The 21,894-nt window shown below is 48.6% G+C and carries 20 protein-coding genes and 1 riboswitch; of the genes, 9 read left to right on the forward strand and 11 right to left on the reverse strand.

All coding sequences use genetic code 11. The features are described from left to right. Window positions 1-70 precede the first annotated feature (70 nt). Window positions 71-1,855, forward strand: coding sequence for an aspartate--tRNA ligase (gene aspS / locus JWH17_RS03720; protein WP_205221215.1), 1,785 nt, complete (start codon window positions 71-73; stop codon window positions 1,853-1,855). A gap of 114 nt (window positions 1,856-1,969) precedes the next feature. Here the strand turns inward: aspS and gloB are convergent, their stop codons facing one another. The 9 genes from gloB to JWH17_RS03765 all read right to left on the reverse strand — a co-directional run bounded on the left by gloB (window position 1,970) and on the right by JWH17_RS03765 (window position 9,109). After that, window positions 1,970-2,743 carry a hydroxyacylglutathione hydrolase gene (gene gloB / locus JWH17_RS03725; RefSeq protein WP_205221216.1) on the reverse strand — a complete coding sequence of 258 codons (774 nt, stop codon included), beginning with the start codon at window positions 2,741-2,743 and terminating at the stop codon, window positions 1,970-1,972. Between the two features lie 38 nt (window positions 2,744-2,781). Beyond that, window positions 2,782-3,885 (reverse strand): nicotinate-nucleotide--dimethylbenzimidazole phosphoribosyltransferase, encoded by a 1,104-nt coding sequence (cobT, locus tag JWH17_RS03730; RefSeq protein ID WP_205221217.1) that lies wholly within the window; start codon window positions 3,883-3,885, stop codon window positions 2,782-2,784. 9 nt (window positions 3,886-3,894) lie between these two features. After that, window positions 3,895-4,494, reverse strand: a complete 600-nt coding sequence (cobC, locus tag JWH17_RS03735) for an alpha-ribazole phosphatase (RefSeq protein ID WP_205221218.1) — start codon at window positions 4,492-4,494, stop codon at window positions 3,895-3,897. Further along, window positions 4,491-5,267 (reverse strand): adenosylcobinamide-GDP ribazoletransferase, encoded by a 777-nt coding sequence (gene cobS, locus JWH17_RS03740; RefSeq protein WP_205221219.1) that lies wholly within the window; start codon window positions 5,265-5,267, stop codon window positions 4,491-4,493. The genes cobC and cobS overlap by 4 nt, the downstream gene beginning before the upstream one ends. Next, a complete protein-coding gene (cobU, locus tag JWH17_RS03745) occupies window positions 5,260-5,838 on the reverse strand; it encodes a bifunctional adenosylcobinamide kinase/adenosylcobinamide-phosphate guanylyltransferase (RefSeq protein ID WP_205221220.1) in 579 nt (192 codons plus the stop codon). The genes cobS and cobU overlap by 8 nt, the downstream gene beginning before the upstream one ends. 93 nt (window positions 5,839-5,931) lie before the next feature. Further along, window positions 5,932-6,065, reverse strand: a riboswitch (cobalamin riboswitch). A gap of 322 nt (window positions 6,066-6,387) precedes the next feature. Next, complete coding sequence (locus tag JWH17_RS03750; RefSeq protein WP_205221221.1) at window positions 6,388-6,582, reverse strand: heavy-metal-associated domain-containing protein; 195 nt, start codon at window positions 6,580-6,582, stop codon at window positions 6,388-6,390. 33 nt (window positions 6,583-6,615) lie between these two features. After that, window positions 6,616-7,875, reverse strand: coding sequence for a D-glycero-beta-D-manno-heptose 1-phosphate adenylyltransferase (rfaE2, locus tag JWH17_RS23615; RefSeq protein ID WP_232370868.1), 1,260 nt, complete (start codon window positions 7,873-7,875; stop codon window positions 6,616-6,618). 1 nt (window position 7,876) lies between these two features. Then, window positions 7,877-8,563, reverse strand: a complete 687-nt coding sequence (locus tag JWH17_RS03760) for a DVU0298 family protein (RefSeq protein ID WP_205221222.1) — start codon at window positions 8,561-8,563, stop codon at window positions 7,877-7,879. A 39-nt stretch (window positions 8,564-8,602) separates the two neighbouring features. Then, complete coding sequence (locus JWH17_RS03765) at window positions 8,603-9,109, reverse strand: ferritin (protein ID WP_205221223.1); 507 nt, start codon at window positions 9,107-9,109, stop codon at window positions 8,603-8,605. 439 nt (window positions 9,110-9,548) lie between these two features. Here JWH17_RS03765 and fabB point away from each other — a divergent pair, with 439 nt between their 5' ends. Further along, a complete protein-coding gene (fabB, locus tag JWH17_RS03770) occupies window positions 9,549-10,757 on the forward strand; it encodes a beta-ketoacyl-ACP synthase I (protein ID WP_205221224.1) in 1,209 nt (402 codons plus the stop codon). 33 nt (window positions 10,758-10,790) lie between these two features. Here the strand turns inward: fabB and JWH17_RS03775 are convergent, their stop codons facing one another. Further along, entirely contained in the window at window positions 10,791-11,864 is a 1,074-nt protein-coding gene (locus JWH17_RS03775; RefSeq protein WP_205221225.1) for a cyclic nucleotide-binding domain-containing protein, read from the reverse strand. Between the two features lie 233 nt (window positions 11,865-12,097). Further along, window positions 12,098-12,439: a hypothetical protein gene (locus JWH17_RS03780; protein WP_205221226.1), complete on the reverse strand. Its 342-nt coding sequence runs from the start codon at window positions 12,437-12,439 to the stop codon at window positions 12,098-12,100. Between the two features lie 1,080 nt (window positions 12,440-13,519). On the opposite strand from JWH17_RS03780, the gene JWH17_RS03785 reads away from it, so the two are divergent. The 7 genes from JWH17_RS03785 to JWH17_RS03815 all read left to right on the forward strand — a co-directional run bounded on the left by JWH17_RS03785 (window position 13,520) and on the right by JWH17_RS03815 (window position 21,886). Further along, window positions 13,520-14,635: a tyramine oxidase subunit B gene (locus JWH17_RS03785; RefSeq protein WP_205221227.1), complete on the forward strand. Its 1,116-nt coding sequence runs from the start codon at window positions 13,520-13,522 to the stop codon at window positions 14,633-14,635. A gap of 187 nt (window positions 14,636-14,822) precedes the next feature. Then, complete coding sequence (locus JWH17_RS03790; RefSeq protein WP_205221228.1) at window positions 14,823-15,134, forward strand: (2Fe-2S)-binding protein; 312 nt, start codon at window positions 14,823-14,825, stop codon at window positions 15,132-15,134. Continuing rightward, entirely contained in the window at window positions 15,131-16,540 is a 1,410-nt protein-coding gene (locus tag JWH17_RS03795) for an NAD(P)/FAD-dependent oxidoreductase (RefSeq protein WP_205221229.1), read from the forward strand. The genes JWH17_RS03790 and JWH17_RS03795 overlap by 4 nt, the downstream gene beginning before the upstream one ends. After that, window positions 16,530-17,648, forward strand: coding sequence for an NAD(P)/FAD-dependent oxidoreductase (locus JWH17_RS03800; protein WP_205221230.1), 1,119 nt, complete (start codon window positions 16,530-16,532; stop codon window positions 17,646-17,648). Before JWH17_RS03795 ends, JWH17_RS03800 begins: the two co-directional genes overlap by 11 nt. A gap of 98 nt (window positions 17,649-17,746) precedes the next feature. After that, the gene (locus JWH17_RS03805; protein ID WP_205221231.1) at window positions 17,747-18,112 is read left to right on the forward strand and encodes a cupin domain-containing protein; all 366 of its coding nucleotides are present in this window, start codon (window positions 17,747-17,749) and stop codon (window positions 18,110-18,112) included. Window positions 18,113-18,531: 419 nt separating this feature from the next. After that, window positions 18,532-20,310, forward strand: a complete 1,779-nt coding sequence (gene xsc, locus JWH17_RS03810; protein ID WP_369125040.1) for a sulfoacetaldehyde acetyltransferase — start codon at window positions 18,532-18,534, stop codon at window positions 20,308-20,310. A 178-nt stretch (window positions 20,311-20,488) separates the two neighbouring features. Then, window positions 20,489-21,886: an aminotransferase family protein gene (locus JWH17_RS03815; protein WP_232370869.1), complete on the forward strand. Its 1,398-nt coding sequence runs from the start codon at window positions 20,489-20,491 to the stop codon at window positions 21,884-21,886. Window positions 21,887-21,894 lie beyond the last annotated feature (8 nt).

The raw sequence follows: 21,894 nt of genomic DNA on the forward strand, positions 1-21,894 counted from the left end.
CAAAACAGACAGCTTGAGTTGCAACGCGCCGTATCGGGCTTAGCCCGGCGGCCTTTTTCTGGAGAAAACTATGGAATCAATGGGAACGCTGCGGCGAACACATAACTGTAATGATCTTGGACTGGAAAACCTGTCTCAGGAAGTAACCCTCATGGGCTGGGTTTTGCGCCGTCGAGATCACGGCGGGGTTATTTTCATAGACCTTCGTGATCGCTGGGGCATCACCCAGATTGTTTTTAACCCTGAGATCAACAAAGACGTGCATGCAAAGGCTCACCAACTGCGCAACGAGTGGGTTGTTGCAGTAAGGGGCAAAGTCGAAAGACGTCCCGGGGACATGGAAAACAAAAAACTGAAGACCGGTTGCATCGAAATACTTGTTGATGAACTGCGCATTCTCAACACCAGTGAAACACCCCCTTTCCCACTGGACGAAGACAGTGATTTTTCCGACAACCTGCGTCTCCAGTACCGTTATCTCGACCTTCGCCGACCCGAGGTGGCTAAAAACCTCATCCTCAGACACCAAGCGCTGCAAACCGTTCGCACCTACCTCAACAACCGGGAGTTTCTCGAAATTGAGACCCCCATGCTCACCCGTTCAACCCCTGAAGGTGCTCGCGATTATCTGGTTCCCAGCAGGGTAAGTGCAGGTAAATTCTTTGCGCTTCCACAATCGCCCCAGCTCTTTAAGCAAATCCTGATGATGTCCGGCATGGACCGTTATTATCAAATTGTTAAATGCTTTCGCGACGAAGACCTGCGCGCTGATCGCCAGCCGGAGTTCACCCAGATTGATATGGAGCTCAGCTTTGTTACCCAAGAGGACATTATCACCATTGTTGAGGGCATGATTGCTGCCCTTTTCAAAGCTACTGTCAACGTCGACCTGAACCTCCCCATTAAACGTATGACGTATGACGAATCCATGCTCCGATTCGGTACTGACAGACCTGACACCCGTTTTGGCCTGGAGCTTGTCGACCTGACCGAGATCCTGAGCGGTTGCGGTTTCAAAGTGTTCAACACCATCATTGAAAAGGAAGGGGCTGTCAAGGCGATCAATGCCAAGGGGTGCGCCAATTTCTCCCGTAAAGACCTGGATGACCTGACAGAATATGCTGGACGATTTGGTGCGCGCGGTATGGCCTGGATTAAAATAAAAGATGACGAATGGCAATCCCCGATCACTAAATTTTTCAGTGATGAGGAAATCACAGCCATGGGCAAAGCTCTTGACGCTCAACCCGGCGACCTGATCTTATTTGGCGCAGACAAAATCAGCACTGTTCACCAGGTGTTGGGAGAGCTGCGGCTCGAGTTGGCACGCAGACTCGACATCATCGAACAAGACACCTATGACTTCCTCTGGATCACAGATTTCCCGATGTTTGAATACGATGACGATGCCAAGCGCTTTTCGGCGGTACACCATCCTTTCACAGCACCCTTTGACGACCAGCTGGACATGCTCGAATCAGATCCTGGAGCAGTAAAAAGCCAGGCTTACGATTTGGTTCTCAACGGCAACGAAATCGGTGGAGGCTCAATCCGTATTCACAATCCGGCAGTCCAGGAAAAGGTTTTCAAAGCCCTTGGAATTGACGATGAAGAAGCTCAGGAAAAGTTTGGTTTTCTCCTCAAAGCTCTCACCTATGGCGCACCTCCCCATGGCGGAATTGCTTTCGGGGTTGACCGCCTCATCATGCTCTTGAGCGGCTCCACCTCCATTCGAGAGGTTATTGCCTTTCCTAAAACCCAGAAGGCAACCTGCCTGCTAACGGAAGCGCCTGCACCTGTTAACCGCAAACAATTAACAGAACTGCACTTACGGCCTGACTGGAAAGAGGATTGAGAGTAATAATCCACACGATACAAAAAAGTCCGAAGCAGCAAACGATGCTTCGGACTTTTTTCTGATTACGCCTTTTCTATCTACCAGCTGCCTACAAAACGGCATTCCCCGCTTTCAGGCATTATCCTTCATCTGACGAATTATCCGAAATACCTCTTCCGGCGTACCGTCCATATTCGGGTCCACATTTTGCGCTGCAAAATGAATAGCAGGCTTACCACAGCGGAGAAACGGGTTGGTGTTCAGTTCAAGTTCCAGGTCTGACGGCGCCCAGCCCTCGGCACTGTTTGCTGCTGCGACCTCGTCTTCCAACCTCTGTATAATAGCACTGTTTGCAGGTTCGAGGGACTTGGCGAATTCAAGGTTCGCTCGCGTATAGTCATGACCGGGATAAATCTTGATTTCGGGCGCAAACAACTCCGTTATCCTTGCCAGAGAATGGTACATTTCCTCGGCCGTCCCCTCGAAAAGACGACCGCACCCAGCGCCGAAAAGTGTATCCCCAGTAAAAAGAGCGTCACCAAAATGATAAAGGGAACTGCCCCGCGTATGACCGGGTGTATGATAAATCTTCCCGTTAAGCCGGCCAACCGCCACCTCCTCCTGGTCAACTAACAGATGGGTTAATGCCGGAATACGCCCGTGATCACTAGCATGCCCATACACTGGAAGTCCCGGATACTCTTCCAGGATATCTTCGATGCCATCGATATGATCCCGGTGGTGGTGGGTACAAAAAATTGACTCGGGCTTGAGTTGATGCTCTGCCAGGGCTGAAACTAACGGGTAATACTCGCACGGGTCGACAATAGCGCACACCCTTGTTGTTTCATCGACAAGCAAATAGGAAAAATTATCAAACAAACAGGGAACAGGAAGAACAAGCATACTATTTTCTCCTGGGTAGAGTCTCAACAGTGTTGTTATCAGGTCTTTTCATCCGGATGTTTTCCGTGATAGGCCATGGCTGACGAACCTATTTCATCGCGGGTTTTACCAAGGGCTGCAAACGTGCCCATTTCCGTTGTCATCTTGAGCGCAGCTTCTATTATGGGAAAAACCAACGCACACCCCGTGCCTTCACCAAGGCGCATATTCATATCAAGCATTGGCTCCAGCCCGGTAATTTCCTTCAAAAGCTTTGCTCCGGGTTCAAAAGAGATATGCGAAGGAATTATATAATCGATTACCTCGGGTTTCAACCGTAGTGCAGTTAGTGCTGCCACATTGGAGATCAGCCCATCGGCAACCACCGGAATCTTTCTCGCAGCACAGGCGAGATAGATACCAGCCATACCGGCAATATCGAGACTACCGACCTTGGAGAGTACATCCAAGGGATCATCACGATCAGGCTGATGCAGATCAACCGCATCCTGCACCACCTTCTTTTTGGCAGCATAGGATTCATCGCTCAGCCCTGCCCCGCGGCCGACAACACGGTCAATAGCAGCACCGGTAAAGGCATACAATACGGCACTGGAAGCAGTGGTGTTCCCAATACCTATCTCCCCGGTGCCAAGCAGGTTGTACCCGTCATCGATAGCCTGCCCGGCAATCTCAATCCCTGTTTCGACCGCCTTGACGGCCTCCTCTCTTTCCATTGCAGGTTGCCTGCGAAAATTGGCCGTACCATAACGAATTTTCCGTGACACAACCCGGGGAAGATCGACATCGACCTGGATACCTATATCAACGGCTATAATATCAGCCCCGGCATGATTGGCCAGGAAATTGACTCCCATCCTCCCAGAGGTTACAAAATCGGCTCCTATCCGGGTTACATCCTGCGGGTACATGGCAACACCTTCGCCATACACACCATTATCAGCCATCATGACAATAATGGCTTTTTTATCAATGGTGTTGTTTAGCTTGCCTGTGATACCAGCAACCTGGCGGGCTATATCTTCGAGCTTTCCAAGGCTTCCGGGAGGCTTGAGACAATAATCTATTTCCCGCTGGGCCTTAGCCATAATATCCCTGTCCGCTGCCCGGATGTGTCCAAGAGTCTGCTCTAAAATTTTCACAAAACCTACCTACCTGTAGTTGAATCGAACCAGAATCGGCATACCGCCCATAAATTCAATTTCGGTCAAAGTGGCATTATCCACCTTAAATTTCCAATATCCAGCGGAGATTGATTCACAAAAATAATGCGCCATCAATGAACGAATACATCCACCATGGGAGACTATTGCCAAGTCCTTGCCCGTATTGGCACCGACCAACTCATCTGCAAAGGAGACAACCCGCTGCTTAAACGAGCCAAAGGATTCACTACCCGGAATCTGGGTCTTTTCCCAGTCGGTCAGCCACGTCTTCCAGGCCTCCGGATACTGCTTTTCAATTTCTTTAAAATGCAGCCCTTCCCATTCACCGAAGTGATATTCCTGGATGCTCGAGTCGGTTATAATGGGCGCATCGCTACCAAAAACAATGGATGCCGTTTCAGTTGCGCGCTGCAGCGGGCTGGAAAAAATAGTGTCCACCTCCAGGGCGTTGAGACGATCCCGCAGATAAGAAGCCTGATTTCTTCCATAGTCATTAAGCGGAGCATCTGTGCTGCCCACCAGCACGCCGCCTTTATTTTGTTCGGTCTGTCCGTGACGGATAAGATAAAGTCTGGTTACCTTCATACCAAAAAGTCCCATGCTAAAAGAAAAAATAAAAAAGAGGTCATTTCACTGAGTTCAATCGTTGCGCCGATGGTATCACCGGTGATACCGCCAATTCGATGCTGCAGATAAAAAGCAAAACCAACAGCCAGGGCAATAGCAATGCCATGGAGGATTACAAGAGACCATATGGCCGAGACCAAAGACATACCTGTAAAATAGAATACTATGCTTGTGAGCAGCAACGAGCATACTGTCGCAGTCAGTGCCTGGGGCAAACCAACACGATCGGTAAACGATCCCATTCCTGATTGCTCCCGTGCATAGCTCGCCACTGTTGTATGCCAGGTTATGGCCATGCGGCCAAGGACTGGAGCACACAACAAGGCGGTCACACTCCCTGCAAGCGGTATATTTTTCAAGGTAATAAATTTGAGCAAGATGGTCAAAACCACGGCTACGACTCCGTTGGTCCCCAAGGTGGAATCACGCATGATCTCCAGAACCCGTTCTTTTGAACGATAACAGAAAAGACCGTCTGCCGAATCACCCATTCCATCAAGATGCAGACCACCGGTAACAGTGATCAGTACAATCAAGGCTAGAAAAGTAGAAACCTCACCACCAAAATAAGGAAAACACAGATAGAGAAGAACTGCGGCAGGCAGACCGACCAAAAAACCGACAATGGGCATCCATTTCATTCCCTGAACAAACCGATCAACAGTGAAATCTATCTGCACAGGGATAGGGTAACGAGTCATAAACTGGATCATCAACAACAGGCTAGACACCGATTCCGTCCCCTTTTATTTTTACGGGAATACCAGACACAACCATAACTACCTCGTCGGCCGCGGCAGCCATACGTTGATTGACCCGCCCACTGCAATCCCGAAAAAAACGAGACAATGGCGTAGCCGGGACGATGCCCAGTCCCACTTCATTGGTCACTGCAAACAAACGACCGGCATACGACGCATGACTTGCAAGCAGGGCATCAATTTCCGCCAGCACCCGTTGTTCAATCTTGGCCATGCTTACCACCGTTGGTTGTTCCCAATCAATGGCTGGATCCTCAAGGATGATATTTGTGGTTAAGACAGTCAGACAATCAAGCAAAAAACCGTCGTACTGCTGGTGGTAAGCCTGCACAATCGATGACGGATGCAAGGGTTCTTCAAACGTCTGCCAAGTTCCAGGCCGCTGCAATCGGTGCCTGGCAACTCGATCTTCCATTTCTGCATCCAGTGCACGAGCAGTGGCAATATAGGCTATATCTTCACACCATCTGCTTATTTGTTGCTCTGCATAGCTGCTCTTACCGCTGCGAGCCCCCCCTGTAATCAATGTCAAACGACCCATTGTAGTCCTGTATTCGTACTATTTCTCATGATACCCCCTGCATTACGTTACCAAGCTGGGACAAGTGAGGATTCGACAGCAGAACCTCCACCACGAAGATAGCTACCCAGGAGAAGTATCTGGCTTATCCAAGAATATTGGAAATACAGTTGCGGGACAGCACGGGATTCACACCCGTTTCCTCCAAAGACATGTCGTTTCAGGACTCTCTTGGACCCTGAAACTAAGAAAAAAAGACTATAGCAAATAACGCTGCAAAGAAATAGCAGCAATAGCTTGAACAGAAGAAAAAATGACTGGATGATAAAACCGGGTCAGCCCACAAGCTAACCTGGATTTCTCATCAGTTCAGGCGGCGTCAGGTTCAAAGTTTTTGGTAATGAATCATAGTAGCCTATTTTCATTGCCAAAATACTGAAGAAGACGATGTTGGATGGGCTGACCTGCAGTGAACATTGTGTATAACTTTTAATCCCATGTGAGTTTGTATACCATGCAGAAATTGTGTCTAATTTGACAAGCTGACACAATGTTCAGGAGAAATCCAGGCTAGTCCACCACAGAGAAACCCTTTTCAGCAATAACCGCCTTAGCTTGCTGCAAATCCACTTCTCCCTCTAACCTGGCCTCATTATTTTCAAGATCAACCTGCACAGCTGTAACTCCCTCAAGAGCTTCCAACCCTTTTTGAACACTGCCTACGCAGTGCTGACACTTCATACCTTTGATTTTAATAATCTGCATTGTAAGTGCTCCTTCACAAGCGTATCTGAATAATTATCGACGAATTTTTTCAATAACCCTGGTCGTTGAACGGTCATATTCAAAGGCGATACGTTCCACCCTCCCCCCGGCAGCCTTCACCTCACGACCGCCAACGATATCATCTTCCGCCCAGTCCGCACCTTTGACCAATACATCCGGCAGAAGGGCTTTTATCAGATCAAGAGGGGTATCATCAGCAAACACAACTATAAAATCAACGCACCCGAGGGCGGCAAGCACCCTGGCCCGATCCTCCTCCCTGTTCACAGGACGAGAAGGCCCTTTTAATCTCCCAATCGAGCTGTCACTGTTCAACCCAACAACAAGGCAGTCTGCTGTGGACCTGGCCTGTTCCAAATAGCTCACATGGCCTGCGTGCAGAATATCAAAACACCCATTGGTAAATGCAACCCTGCCGCCTTGTCGGCCTATGGACTTAAGCGCATCTTGCAGGCCTGACAGCGAAACGATTTTCCCGACATCATTTTTTCGCCAGGGACGCTCTCCAGGAGGACAAAAACGACGGCGGGTCTTTGTGAGCACATCACCATCGAGCTCTGCCCCGGCTATAACCGGAACATCTCCGGCCTCTTGCAGTACGGTACCGTCTGGAGCGACCACCATCGAGTGACCGGCAAGCTCGATCTCACCACTTATTCCACAACCATTTGCAGCAACCACATACACTTGGTTCTCAATGGCTCGGGCCTTAAGCAGTACTTGCCAATGATCAAGTCTCGCCAAAGGCCACTGAGCACTGACCAGCAACAAGCACATCCCGGAAAACGCCTGTTCTCTTGCTACCTCGGGAAACCGCAGATCATAACAAACCAGACCACCCACAGGACCCCACTCAGTCTCCATGGGAGCACAATCTTGACCTGCCTTGTAATACCTGTCTTCCTGCCAGGCAGAAAAAAGATACTGCTTGGGTAAACGACCAAGCACCCCTGTCGGCCCGACTAAAAACAAGGTATTATGCGGCAACCCTCCGGCTACAGTCTGCTCAGCCAAGGAACCGGCAAAAAAAACAGTATAACGGGCTGCCAACGCTCTAAGCTGATCAAGTAGAACAGGGGTTTGAGCTGCCAGCTCTTCAGTTCGCTGATAATCAAATCCGGTTGCCCATAACTCAGGCAGGACAAGCAACGTCTGAGATGATGGACCATTTTGGGCAAGCAAATCAACAACGGTTTGCACATTACGTTCGGGACGGCCCGGTTCAATGGCAAACTGAACAAAGGCTACTCTAGAAAAAGGTAACATTGCCATTTTACAGCATCTCTTGCAGGGCAGAGCCGGCAAGCTCTCCCACAGTAAAGGGCTGCACATCGCCATCTCCATACACGAGCAGCTCTCTTTGATCAGCCACGAGCTCCTGCAACTGCGGCTTAGCTTCCATCATGCCTAGGCTCCCGGTAATCCTGGCAGCCAATCCACAAATTTCTGGATCTGACGAAGCAAGGAAAGGAGCGACATCCTTAAAACTCACCTTGTTAGACAAGAGTTTGGGACGGCTTGCGGCAAGACGTGCCACTCCCCACAGAAGACCTTTTTGCAGGGAAGGCAGCTCAAGAAAATTACCGTCTTGCAGTAACTCATCCCCATCTTCTTGCATGTAGGATACCAGCATATGGCAATACTCCTCTGCAAGCTGCCCCTGATGGCACATAATTTCCGCCAGGCACTCTGGTGCTCCCCAACCGATGCCCCCTGATTCGTCATTAAGGCTCCAGAGGAGGCGACGCATGATAACCCTCGCTTCCTCCATGTTTTGTTCAGCCAAGCGGGCCACCGTCTCCCCCATACAGGTTATAGCCATCCATCGGACCCTCGGCACTTCTCTGCATATGGCGGAAAACAGGACATTGACCACATCTTTTGCAGGCAAGGGGCGCAAACGCTCCAGAATAGCCTGATGGCTTTGCTGCTCCAACATCGGCAGGATTTGTTTTTTCAATTTTCTACTGCTCACCGTTTCCAGTTGCCCCTGCTTTTTTTATTCGCCGGCCGGATCAAAAACCCGCTTACTTAATTCAGCGTCAAGCATAAAAAGTCCGGAGGGATTGTCCTTAATCAATCGCAAACGATCTACAATGCCGCCGACAGTGGCCTCTTCCTCAACCTGCTCTGATACAAACCACTGCAAAAAGATATTGGTAGCATGATCTTTTTCACTGATCGCCAGGTTAACCAAGTCATTCACCAGGCTGGTCACATGCTGCTCATGTTTGAGAATAGCTTCAAAGGCGTCCAGAGGAGACTTCCACTCTGCCTCCGGCTTGGCAATGGCATCCAGTGTCACTCTGCCGCCTCGCTCAACTACGAAATCATAAAATTTCATACCGTGCATCAACTCTTCCTGCACCTGACCACGCATCCAGTTTGCAAATCCACCAAGGCTTATTGATTGAAAATAGGACTCCATCGACAAGTAGAGATATGACGAATACATTTCAGCATTAATTTGGTCGTTCAACGCTTTCTGCAATTTTTTCTTGAGCATATTTACTCCTTTCTTCAGGTAGTTGTTTCACTTTGAGTCTAACACGATTTTCATATCATACGCGTACAACTCTCAAGACTGCCGGCAGTGATGGATAAAGCAGCTTCTGCCGGCATTAAAGTAGAATTAACAGTAATGCTCGACTCATGATTTGCAACCTTGATTCCTGCTTTCTAGTGGAAATAATTCAGCAATCCTTCGCCAACGGCTCCCTGCCAACACACGACATCTTTCCCCAATCCCACCAATATGTGGGTAACTCCGCAAAAATAACCATAAAAGACTTGTCGTAAAAATTATTTTTTTGCTATAATCGCACTTCGTTTTGCAAAATAGGACCCGATGAAATTGGCTCAGCACGTTCAACTGTGCATTCATCTTTTCACGTAGGCAGATTGTTGCCAAGCAGTATACCGACGAGGCCGTTAAAGAGAAAAATATGCGTAGAGTAGTTATCACAGGACTAGGGATTGTCTCACCGCTGGGAAATACAACAGATGATGTCCTGCACTCGCTGCAGCAGATGCGGTCGGGAATTCACTTCCACCAGCCATATCAAGAACTGGGCCTCCGCTCTCAGGTCGGTGGCTTTACAACGGTCAACGTCAAACAGTTCATTGATAAAAAACAACTACGCTTCATGGGCAACGCAGCTGCCTATGCCTTTATCGCCATGCAGCAGGCAATCGAGGATGCAGGCCTGCGTCCTGATGAAATATCCAATCCTCGAACAGGCCTTATCATAGGTTCCGGCGGTACTTCTGCAGAAAACGTTGTTGCAACGGCAGATATTATGCGAAAAAAAGGGCTAAAGAGGCTGAGTCCCTTTATGGTTCCCCGTACGATGAGTAGCACGGTATCAGCCTGCCTTACCAGCGCCTTCCAGATTCTCGGCCTCTGCTACTCTATCTCTTCGGCCTGTGCAACAGGCTCGCACTGCATTGGTGCAGCCATGGAGCAGATTCAACTGGGAAAACAGGACATTGTTTTTGCCGGGGGCTCAGACGAGGAGCACTGGACCCAAACAGCCATGTTTGACGCCATGGGGGCTCTGACCACCAAATTCAACCAAACACCGCAACAGGCATCACGCCCGTACGATACAAACAGAGATGGTTTTGTTGTAGCCAATGGTGGTGGAGTAGTTGTTCTCGAGGAATTTGAACGAGCTCGGAAAAGAGGGGCAACCATTTATGGCGAAATAACCGGTTATGGGGCAACAGCAGACGGTAGCCAGATGGTGATTCCGTCTGGAGAAGGGGCCGTACGCTGCATAAAACTTGCCATGGGAGAGAACTCTCCTGCTGTTGACTATATTAATGCCCACGGAACCTCTACCCCGGTAGGCGATTTAGTTGAACTCAAAGCCATTGCCGAAGTTTTTGGCAAAGAAAGCCCCCTGATAAGCTCCACCAAATCCATATCCGGCCATTCCCTGGGGGCTGCAGGTGTCCATGAAACAATTTACTCGCTGCTCATGCTCACCAACAACTTTCTCTGCGGCTCAGCAAATATTGAGAAGATGGAACCTGAGGCAGCATCAATGAATATCCTTACTGAAAATCGTAATGTTACACTCAACACTGTTATGAGTAACAGCTACGGTTTTGGCGGCACCAACGCCTGTCTCATCTTCAGCGAGGTCTGATCCGAGGGCTAGCAATCAATCAACAGAGCAGCGCTACTCTTCGCTCTGTTCATCAATACGGCGCATACCTTCCATTACCAGCCCCATAAAGCCGCCTATTACCGGTAATGCCGCAGCCTCTTCAGATATACCGGAGGTATAGGAAAAGGTGCCATCTGAATGAGCAAGCAAGCTAAAAAATGCTTCCTTGCCGGCAAGATTATCATGTACAGCCTGCACCAGCTCACCCTCGTTGAACAAAACAGTGGCCTTGCCATCTTCAAAAAGCAATTCAACCTTGCCGGTTTTGGTGCTTGTGTTAATAAGTTGAAAAAGCTCTACCGGATGGATATCGGAAAGTTTACCTGTCATCCCAGAGCTAATGGTGCCGGAGCGAAGGCTGTTGGCTTGGGCCCTCTCCACCAATAGTCGATAAAAGAAAACCTGCAGGATTGGATATTTATTAAGGACATGTTTAAAATCCTTGCTGGAAAGTGTTGCCAGTTTTGTTCGCTCCCGAGAATGGATGGACGTGGTTACCGGCTCTCCTGAAAGCAAGCTCATTTCTCCAAACACATCACCCACTTTCATCTCTGATAAAGTTTGCCCATCATCACTAACCACGGCAACCTTGCCCTCTACTACGATATACAGGCTTGTACCGGGATCACCTTTTTTCAGTATAATCTTATTGGCTCCATACTCTTTTAATTCCAGCAGAGCTGAAAGATCACGAAGACTGTCTTCTTCCAGTGGCTCAAAAATATCGAGCTTACGCAGCAGATCATAAAATTTATCCACATGCTTCATACGCTGCCGCTGTTCTGCCGCAGCCAGTAATTTCATCTGCAGAGTGGCAAACCCTTTTTCCTTCTTAAATTCAAAACGAATGAGCCCTGTACAGCCGCCACAAGCAAACTTTGTTTTCCTGATCCCCTGTGGAGTGAATCGCTCCATACTCTGCCTGTTGGAAACAATTTTCATTACCTCCTGCACCAACAGTAGACATGCGGGTTTTGCTTCAGGGACCGTCAGGGCCATACTTTCGACTTTAAGTTCCTCACCTACGTTGTAAATGGGGCAGGACAACTCTTCGGTAATAATAAAAATTGCGTCACGATACTCCATAGTCCTTGTCCCTTTACTAAAACGATGAGCAATGTTTTTCGTAACTATCCAGCAGCACTCCAACTCTCCACGATCTACCCGCCGGCATACCGATGTCTCGGAGTCGGGGCTTATTTGGTTGATCGGTCAGCTTGTGAATATTTGGAGCACAGCTGAACAATTACAGTTCGGGGTAGATTTTCAGTTTGTAGATCTTGGCTGAATAGTTACATTTTTTCATTGATTGGAAACGTTCAGTCTGACCGACCAAACAAAAGATATATAATAAAGCCTAAAACGCCTGCACCCCCAAAGAGTACCGGCAGCACTTTGTTCATCTGTAATTCATCTCCAACCACCAAAGTCTGCATATAATGGGTACCCGAAGCATACCAGGCGCCCATCAGCAAGCCCATGATCGTTAAATCGCGAAAAGACTGTTTATAAATCATATAAGCAACCAATGCAATAAAGGGGACGAGGAACCATGGATTTGTAAACAAACCGGCGAAATCCACTTCACTTATCTGTTCCGGTAAATGTGTTTTCTCCAGCAGCCCCCCAATCTTTTCAAAAATAGAATCTATGGTTTCCATAAAACCCTCGGTGATTGAACCCAATGACACGCTTCACCTCACTCAAAAAAAGGAACTCTTTAAGAGACAGGTATCCCATCTCTCCATATTCAATAATACAAGTATTATACCTTCCACAGCTCACGAATCAAGCAACCATCAATAAAATCACAGCTACGATAACGTAGCTATAGTGACAATCAATCTACAATATTGTCGGCAAGTTCACACTGAGCCGACACCATCCGTGCCCGAAAGAGAGGTTACAAGATTCTAGTCCGAGTACCTCATGACATTATATTATTATTTAAAAATATGAATACTGCCTTTGGATAGCGTTAAGACCAACCAAATCAAAAATTGACAAAATGCTCACCTCAACTCAGCACCCAGTGCCACCTTCTTCACTCTTTTGGCCGTAAAAATAGTCTACTATCAGAGTCTGCGCTTACCCGGACTCTGCGCTTGCCCGAAGCCTACCTCGTTCCTCTTTGCCAGCAAAAACGTTGAATCCTGCATCATCAGCCCAGAGAAAAAATATGGGCTAATCATTATCCGGCCCAACAAAAAAAACACCACCCCATATTTTGGCACACATCATGCTTTAATAAAGTCACAAGGTCATTATCGCACCTACCCCCTTAGCGGTAATGGCCACCATTTCACACGATGTAGTCATTCTCCAAAAGGCTGCCCTGCTCACCTCCTCTCGGCAGGGCAGCCTCCCTCCTCTCTCTCTGCACATTCAACAGGTATCGTAACTATGCAGCAGCACCCAGCTCTCCACGATCTGCCCGCCAGGCATACCGATCTACAGCCAATCGGTCAGCTTGTGAGCATTTGGAGCACGGCTGAAAAACCCCCCAATATCAAAGAAAAGCACCATTTTTGAAATAAAATCACTCTCACCACTGTACTATCTGAAAATTGCAGACAATAACGCCCTGGATCGTTGATACTGCTCCCCCGTACCATTCCAGACATCAGATATGCAAAAGAGTGAAAATCCCCTTGACAGGTGTCTGATGTGTGATATATCTTGTCCGATATATTTCACATCTTTTACATTATCTATTCATTGTATTCCTACATGAGGTTCAAATGTCTTCTTCAAAACTTGTCCTTAAATTTCTCTCCCAACAAGACATGATTGCAGCGGGTGTCACCGACATGAGTTACTGCATCGATATGATGGATGAAGCTTTCGCTCTGCTCGGCAAAGGCGACTATGTCATGGGCGGCTCTACCCGTAACTCTCACGGCCAGCGTGTATGGTTTCCAAAAGAACCTGCATTTGAAGGTATGCCTAAAGGAGGACCAGACCAAAGATTCATGTCTCTGCCCGGTTATCTTGGTGGCCGTTTTAAAATATGCGGCAACAAGTGGTATGGGTCCAATGTAAACAACCCAAAAAATCATGGCCTGCCGCGCTCCATCCTGACAATGACCTTAAATGATCCGGAAACAGCCCGTCCTCTTGCCATCATGGAAGCCAATATCCTCAGCGGGATGCGTACCGGCGCTGTGGTAGGATTGAGTGCACGTTACCTTGCCCGTGACGACAGTGAAACTTTAGGTGTCATTGCAGCAGGCCCGATTAGCAAATTCTGTACGGATGCCATTGCTAAAGCGCTGCCATCGCTGAAAAAAATTGTTGTATTTGACATTAACGCAGACGCTGCCAACCGTTTTTGCGAAGAAATGAGCGAAAAACTCAACATCGACGTCTCTCCTGTTTCCACATTTGAAGATGCCGTCAAAGGCCAGGATGTCATCACCTCTGCCATTTCCGGAGACCACACTCCCCTGTTTGAAGAAAAATGGCTCAAGGAAGGTTCGCTGCTGACGTTGCCTGGACGTGCCAACGTCGAAGATGATTACCTACGCGGCGCTTATATCGTTCCGGATTGCTGGGAAATGCAGAAGACCTACAAGATCGAAGGCATGATGCTGCCGGAAGATGAACGTGCCATCCCGCACAGCCAACTTCATAATCTCGTTGACAGTGGAGAAATCGCAGAAAGTGAGATTCAGGATCTGGGCAAAGTTGCTGCAGGACTGGCCGACATCGACAAAAACAGCGCAAAGAGAAAATACTTCATCTCAAACGGCATGATCCTTCAGGATATCGCATGGGCAACTGCCATGTACGAAAGTGCTGTGGAGAAAGGCTTGGGCCAAGACCTTGTTATGTGGGACGAGCCATACCGCGTTTAATAAATCGTAGGGAAAATACTCCCTACCGAACCAGTAAAGCAACAAGTAAACAAACGTTGTGCGGATTGCAGCGCAATTTTGTTTATTTTCAAAGCGCAGCTTGCTGCAACACAGAAAATAAGCAAAAGGGCAAGCAAGGTGTATACGTTATTTTTACCTGATGCCTAAGTACGGAAAAGAGTATCAGATGAGCAACGGTAAAAGTAAATTTGCCTGGAACAACCTACCCTCAGAGACAGTCACGATTTACTTTGAGGATGCACCATGTGAGGTTCCTTCCGGGGTTACGGTCGCAGCGGCCTTACTGGGACATGATGACAATCATTTTTGTCGTTCTGCAGCCAAACAGGAAAAACGGGCCCCCTATTGCTTGATGGGGGTCTGCTTTGAATGTCTGGTGGAAATAGACGGCATAAAAAATCGTCAGGCATGTCTTGAACCTGTTCGTGAAGGCATGCATGTTAAACGGCAGCATACCCTGGTAGACGAGAAAAAATGAAGAATTCCTATGATGCCATAATTATCGGCGCCGGCCCCGCGGGTCTTGCCTGCAGTGCAGAGCTGGCCAACAAAGGATTGGAGGTAGCGCTTCTTGACGAGCAAGCCACCCCTGGCGGACAGATCTACAGAAACATAACAAGGACATCATCCCGCCAACGAACTGTTCTTGGAGAAGATTACACAGAAGGGCTCAAGGTTATAGAAAACTTTGAAAAGGCAGCTCCGGACTATCTGCCCCGAGCGCGTGTCTGGCAGGCAGAACCCAATGGCGAAGTTTTCCTTTCCCATAAAAAGAGCTCGAAAAAACTCACAGCCCAGTTCCTGGTCTTAAGCACCGGCGCGATGGAACGGCCGGTTCCTTTTCCAGGGTGGACCCTACCCGGGGTTATGACCTGCGGCGGTATGTCCAACCTTTTCAAGGATTCCAGCCTCGCTCCAACAGAGCCTGTGGTCATCGCCGGCAGCGGTCCCTTACTTTGGCTGGTTGCCGAGCATCTCTTTGCTCTTAATGCACCCATCGCTGCTATTCTTGACACCACGCCAAGCAAACAATACATCACCTCGGCCAGACATATGCCGCAGGCACTTGGTCGTTTCGGCTATCTCATGAAAGGCGTGAAAATGATTGCAGCGGTGCAGTTGGCTGCCAAAAAGGCCAAAGTACCAATGTATCGTAACGTGAAAAACATAGAAGCCGTCGGCAACGAACAACTCCAAAGTGTCAAGGCCACCTGTGGAAACAAACAACTGGAATTCGCAGCCTCCACACTGCTCGTGCATGAAGGCATTATTCCCAACACAGCCCTGCTGCGCCAGATAGGTTGCGAGCACACGTGGAACCCGGTTCAACGCTATTGGCACCCTGAAGTGAATGAGCATGGCGCAACCAACCTGCCGGCTGTTTTTGTTGCCGGCGACGGCACCTTTGTCCATGGAGCGAAGTCAGCTGAATACAAAGGAAGACTTACGGCGATGGCCATTGCCAAACAGCTGCACCGGCTTAGCAAGTGTGAATATAAGCAGCAGGCTGCTCCGGTTCGCGAACAGCTGCACAAAGAATTGCAGCCACGCCCCTTCATCGACGCCCTCTATGCGCCAAGAAAAGATCTGTTTGCAATCCCTGACGAGGCAACCGTTTGTCGATGCGAAGGGGTAACTGCCGGAAGGATCAGAGAAATTGTTGCCCAGGGATTTTCCGATCACAACGAAATCAAGTCAATCATCCGTTGCGGCATGGGCCCATGTCAAGGTCGAATGTGCGGTTCTGCCGTACTTGAGTTGGTTGCAGAAAGATCAGGCATTCCAGCTGAAGAAACCAGACCTCTACGCATGAGACCACCGATTAAACCTGTGAGCCTGCAGGAACTTGCCAATGCGCAACTGGAGGAGACCGATGAAAGCTGATGTGCTTATTGTAGGTGGCGGCATCATGGGGTGCGCCACCGCTATTGAACTTGCGCGTAAAAAGAAATCCGTCATTCTCTTTGAAAAAGACGAACCCGGCAGACACGCCTCCGGTCATAACTCCGGCGGTGTAAGATGCCAGGGGCGAGATGTAAGAGAAATCCCACTTGCTGTTGCAGCGCGGGCCATGTGGGATCATCATGAGCAAACCGTCCAATCCGACTGCGGTTTTCATGTATCTCCTCGTCTTCGCCTTGCTGAAAATGATGCAGATATGGCAGTACTGGAAAAACGCCAGGCACTGCTCAACAGTTTAGGCTATGACCATGAAGTCCTTGTTGATCGTGAACAGGTGCGACGAATGTCGCCTCATGTTGCAGAGCATGTTGTCGGTGGCCTTGCCTGTTACACCGATGGCCTTGCCAATCCACTGCTTACTTCTAAGGCATATGCAGCGACGGCAGAACGTGAAGGCGTAACCATCCTCTCACAGACAAGAGTCATAGATGTGCAGAAAACGGCCAATGGGTTTAAGGTCCGCACAAGTTCCGGCAAGCAATATGAAGGGGAAACATTAGTCAACGGCACAGGCGCCTGGGCTGGTCGTTTTTCGGAAATGCTTGGCGATCCATTACCGATCTATGCAGCGGCACCGACCATGATGGTCACTGACCGCGTACCTGGAATCATGAACGGTACGTCCCTTGGCCTGACAGGTCGCCTGCTTGGTTTAATGGCCGCGGAAAACGGTACTATCATCATTGGCGGCGGGTACCGCTCCCCGCTGGATCTGGAAAAAGAAAAAATCTGGATCGATCCTATGCAGATGAGCAAGGCTGCCAAAATCATGATAGAAGTTCTTCCCGCCCTGCGCAGTGCACAAATGATTCGTTGCTGGACCGCTTTTGAGGGCTGCCTCAAAGATAAAGTACCCATTGTAGGCGCCTCAACAAAAGTTTCAGGTCTGTTTCATGTCTGTGGCTTTTCCGCTCATGGGTTCCAGCTTGCGCCGATGATGGGCAGAGTTATGTCACAGCTTGTTCTCGGCCGGGAACCGGAACTACCGTTGGATGATTTTCGACCTGACCGTTTTGAACAGGCAGCATAGAGCAGTACCACCCTGTATTCGTATACTCACAGAACATTACATTTCATAAAAAATGATCACAACAGCCAAGTGGTCTCAATATACACAGGAGCACAAGCATGGCAGATGGTAAAATCGTAACCCTGGAAAAATCAGAGGTTCTTAAGCACACCTCCCAACCTAAAGTTAACCCTAAGACTGGAGAGCCGCACGCTAACAACTGGACTTACTTTGAGCACAGTTCAGGAAATTTTAAGTCCGGTATCTGGGATTGTACAGCAGGCAGCTGGGAACACAACCACCCCAAACTTGAGTTCTGCTATATTGTTGAAGGCAGTGTCAAGGTTATAGAAAAAGACGGCCCAACCCATGTCTATAATGCCGGTGATGCTTTTGTAGTGCCCAAGGGAACACCAGTGACCTGGGTTGTAGATGACTACGCCAAAAAGATTTTTGTTTCCGCCGCCCACCTGGAAGGGGAATAAGTATCTTCAGATCTCCCTTCACGCAGTGTATAGGGGCAATAAAACCAACGCGGTTTTATTGCCCCTATTTTTTATCGCAGCGCTACCACATTGAGGTTCTCCGCGATAATTGCCCTACTTTTTCTCTCTGACAAGACTCCTTTTTTTCGCAATAATATCCTTCCACGATCGACTTAAAGGTTCCGCCGTAACTCATTGAAATAATTGAAACACCTCGTTCCAGTTAGTTACCGGTCGCCTTACTGCCGTTTTTTTATCACAAAAAGAAGGAGAATATATAAAATTCCCTTGACAGATATCTGGTGTGTGATATATCAGATCGTATGGTTATTCATTAACAACCTGCTCAAAAAGGCAGGTCTCTGCCCCTGTAAAATCAGGGTAAGCAAATATACAACGGAGGTTTTCCAATGGCTAAAATCAAGATGACCACAGAAGAGGCGTTCATCAAGGTTCTCCAGATGCACGGAATTGAGCACGCGTTCGGTATCATCGGATCTGCAATGATGCCTGTTTCAGACCTTTTCCCCAAAGCTGGAATCACTTTCTGGGACTGTGCGCATGAAGGTAACGCTGGTATGATGTCTGATGGTTACACTCGCGCATCCGGAAAAATGTCCATGATGATTGCGCAGAATGGTCCTGGTATCACTAACTTTGTAACTCCAGTAAAAACCGCTTACTGGAACCATACCCCACTGCTGCTTGTAACTCCTCAGGCTGCGAATATGGCTATGGGACAGGGCGGTTTCCAGGAAGTTCCCCAGATGGCTGCTTTCGAAGATATGGTTGCTTACCAGGAAGAAGTACTTCACCCTTCGCGTATCGCTGAAGTACTCAACCGTGTAATCATTCAGGCTAAACGTGCCTCAGCTCCTGCACAGATCAACGTACCCCGTGACTTCTGGACCCAGGAAATTGAGATTGAACTGCCTGTTATCGTTGACTTTGAGCTCCCGGCAGGTGGTGCTGATGCCATTGCCAAGGCAGCGGATCTGCTCTCCAACGCTAAATTCCCAGTTATCCTTAACGGCGGCGGCGTAGTTATCGGTGGTGCTATCGATGACTCCAAAGCACTGGCTGAAAAACTTGATGCTGCTGTGTGTTGCGGTTATCAGCACAACGATGCCTTCCCGGGAAGCCATCCTCTGCACACCGGAACTCTGGGTTACAACGGATCTCGCGCTGCCATGGAATTGATCTCCAAGGCTGACGTTGTTCTCGCTCTCGGAACCCGCCTCAACCCATTTTCCACCCTTCCTGGATACGGTCTCGAGTACTGGCCTGAAAATGCAGAAGTAATTCAGGTGGACATCAATCCTAACCGCATCGGTCTGACCAAAAAGCTGGCTGTCGGCATTGTTGGTGACGCCAAGAAAGTTGCACAGTCGATTCTCGGACAGCTTTCCGCTACCGCTGGTGACGCAGACCGCGAACAAAGAAAAGCTGTCATCGCCAAAACCAAAGCGGACTGGGCTGCAGACCTCGCAACCATGGATCACGAAGCTGATGATGAGGGAACCACCTGGAACGCACGTGCTCAAAAAGCTGATCCGGACAAAATCACCTCTCGCATGGCATGGCGTGCAATCGTTGAAGCACTTCCTGAAAACGCTATTATCTCCGGTGATATCGGCAACAGCTGTGCTCTTGGTGCTGCCTACCCTACTTTTGAAGAAGGTCGCAAATACCTTGCTCCCGGCATGTTCGGACCTTGTGGTTACGGTTTTCCGGCCATCTGTGGTGCTAAGATAGCTAAGCCTGACGTTCCTGTCGTTGGTTTTGCCGGCGATGGTGCATTCGGTATCTCCATGAACGAAATGGTTTCCTGTGGCCGTGATTCCTGGCCGGCAGTTACCATGGTTATTTTCCGTAACTACCACTGGGGTGCGGAAAAGCGTAACACAACTCTCTGGTATGATGACAACTTCGTAGGCACCGAGTTGGACCGCAACGTATCTTACGCCGGTATTGCTAAGGCATGTGGCGTTGAAGGCGTACAGGTTAAAAGCATGGAAGAAGTTACCGAAGCATTGAAAGCTGCCGTCAAGGCGCAGATGGAAGAAGGAAAAACCACTTTCATCGAAATTCTGACCAACATGGAATTGGGCGAACCTTTCCGCCGTGACGCCATGAAAAAACCTGTTGCAGTTGCAGGCATTGACAAAGCTGACATGTGCCCTCAGCAGGGAGCATAAGTCCTGGTTTATTTAATAATTAAATAAACCTTTATGCTGACAAAAGGCACTTGCCGGCCGATATCGGTTGACAACAAAACCACATATTTTTCTGGCAGTGCCTTTTTACATAGCAGGTAATTTAACTCACACTTTCTTATAAAAGCATCCCTTATTCATATACTAGGGAGGAGACCCCATGGTAACATCAAAAGATTGGTTGGAATACGATACTGAAGAAATGGTAAAGGCTGATAAAGATGCTCTCTGGCATCACCTGAAGCCGCACAAAGTATTTGAAAGCCAGGAACAGATGATTATCGTCGAAGGCCAGGGCCTGATGGTAAAAGATATTCGCGGCAAGGAATATCTCGATGCAACCTCTGGAGGTGTTTGGAGTGTTATGGTCGGATACGGCCGTGATTCCATTGCTGATGCCGTTTGTGCTCAACTGAAAAAAATGCCTTACTTTGCCGGCGTGTTCGGCAACATTCCTTCCATTAAATTTGCCCAGACCCTGCTTGAAAAACTTCCTCGGATGGACAAGGTCTACTTCTCCAATTCAGGTTCAGAGGCAAACGAAAAAGCATTTAAGATTATTCGTCAGGCTTCGCGCATCAGCCCTGAGCGCAAAGGTAAGTACAAGATCATGTATCGTGATCGAGACTACCATGGCACCACCATTGGCGCAATGAGCGCTACCGGGCAAGCTCAGCGTAAACAGGATTTTGGTCCTTTTGTTGAAGGCTTTGTCGAATTCCCTCATTGTGCATGCTACCGCTGCCCCTATGACAAAAAATACGGTGAATGTGACATCGAGTGTGCACGAAAAGTAGAGGACGTTATCCTCAAGGAAGGTGCTGACACCATCGGAGGCTTGATTGTTGAGCCGATCACCGCAGGCGGTGGCATCCTCAAGCCTGTCAAAGAATACTATCCAATCCTTCAGGAAATCTGCAAGAAATACGATATCTGGATGATTATGGATGAGGTAGTTTGTGGCTTTGGTCGTACCGGTAAGTTCTGGGGACATGAGCATTTTGACGTAGACCCGGACATTATCACCATGGCTAAAGGCTTGGCAAGCTCCTACGAAGCACTGTCCGCAACAGTTGTTAAGCAACATGTATACGATGTTTTCCTCAATGATCCCAGCAACGAAAACGACCGCCTGAACTACTTCCGCGACATCAGTACCTATGGTGGCTGCACTTCTGCAATGACAGCTGCTCTTGAAAGTACTAGAATCATTGATGATGAAAACCTGGTTGAAAACAGTCGGGTTATAGGCGAATACCTCCTCGAAAGACTGGAAGAGCTGAAAAAATATGATGTTGTTGGTGACGTCCGCGGCCAGGGACTTTTTGGCGGTGTTGAATTTGTTACCGACCAGGCAACCAAAGCACCTATCACCGAAGGCCAGATGGCTACCCTGATGGGTAATGTTCTGGGCCAGGGGGTTATTGTCGGTCGTACCAATTCCAGCTTCCATGGCCTAAACAATATCATGAATTTTGCTCCATGTCTGATTATCACCAAGGAGCAGGTTGATACAATAGTAGGCGCGGTAGCGGCTGCCATAGAAAAAACTTTTTAACTACTAAT

Source organism: Desulfogranum marinum, assembly GCF_016918565.1.
GTDB lineage: Bacteria > Desulfobacterota > Desulfobulbia > Desulfobulbales > Desulfobulbaceae > Desulfogranum > Desulfogranum marinum.

What these genes read in the sequence shown, in the direction of transcription:
- cobC (WP_205221218.1), bottom strand. Translation starts at nt 4,494, where the DNA reads ATGAAGGTAACCAGACTTTATCTTATCCGTCACGGACAGACCGAACAA.
- JWH17_RS03815 (WP_232370869.1), top strand. Translation starts at nt 20,489, where the DNA reads ATGGTAACATCAAAAGATTGGTTGGAATACGATACTGAAGAAATGGTA.
- JWH17_RS03805 (WP_205221231.1), top strand. Translation starts at nt 17,747, where the DNA reads ATGGCAGATGGTAAAATCGTAACCCTGGAAAAATCAGAGGTTCTTAAG.
- JWH17_RS03800 (WP_205221230.1), top strand. Translation starts at nt 16,530, where the DNA reads ATGAAAGCTGATGTGCTTATTGTAGGTGGCGGCATCATGGGGTGCGCC.
- JWH17_RS03780 (WP_205221226.1), bottom strand. Translation starts at nt 12,439, where the DNA reads ATGGAAACCATAGATTCTATTTTTGAAAAGATTGGGGGGCTGCTGGAG.
- aspS (WP_205221215.1), top strand. Translation starts at nt 71, where the DNA reads ATGGAATCAATGGGAACGCTGCGGCGAACACATAACTGTAATGATCTT.
- JWH17_RS03750 (WP_205221221.1), bottom strand. Translation starts at nt 6,582, where the DNA reads ATGCAGATTATTAAAATCAAAGGTATGAAGTGTCAGCACTGCGTAGGC.
- JWH17_RS03775 (WP_205221225.1), bottom strand. Translation starts at nt 11,864, where the DNA reads ATGGAGTATCGTGACGCAATTTTTATTATTACCGAAGAGTTGTCCTGC.
- JWH17_RS03790 (WP_205221228.1), top strand. Translation starts at nt 14,823, where the DNA reads ATGAGCAACGGTAAAAGTAAATTTGCCTGGAACAACCTACCCTCAGAG.
- cobU (WP_205221220.1), bottom strand. Translation starts at nt 5,838, where the DNA reads ATGGGTCGTTTGACATTGATTACAGGGGGGGCTCGCAGCGGTAAGAGC.
- JWH17_RS03765 (WP_205221223.1), bottom strand. Translation starts at nt 9,109, where the DNA reads ATGCTCAAGAAAAAATTGCAGAAAGCGTTGAACGACCAAATTAATGCT.
- gloB (WP_205221216.1), bottom strand. Translation starts at nt 2,743, where the DNA reads ATGCTTGTTCTTCCTGTTCCCTGTTTGTTTGATAATTTTTCCTATTTG.
- fabB (WP_205221224.1), top strand. Translation starts at nt 9,549, where the DNA reads ATGCGTAGAGTAGTTATCACAGGACTAGGGATTGTCTCACCGCTGGGA.
- JWH17_RS03795 (WP_205221229.1), top strand. Translation starts at nt 15,131, where the DNA reads ATGAAGAATTCCTATGATGCCATAATTATCGGCGCCGGCCCCGCGGGT.
- rfaE2 (WP_232370868.1), bottom strand. Translation starts at nt 7,875, where the DNA reads ATGGCAATGTTACCTTTTTCTAGAGTAGCCTTTGTTCAGTTTGCCATT.
- JWH17_RS03785 (WP_205221227.1), top strand. Translation starts at nt 13,520, where the DNA reads ATGTCTTCTTCAAAACTTGTCCTTAAATTTCTCTCCCAACAAGACATG.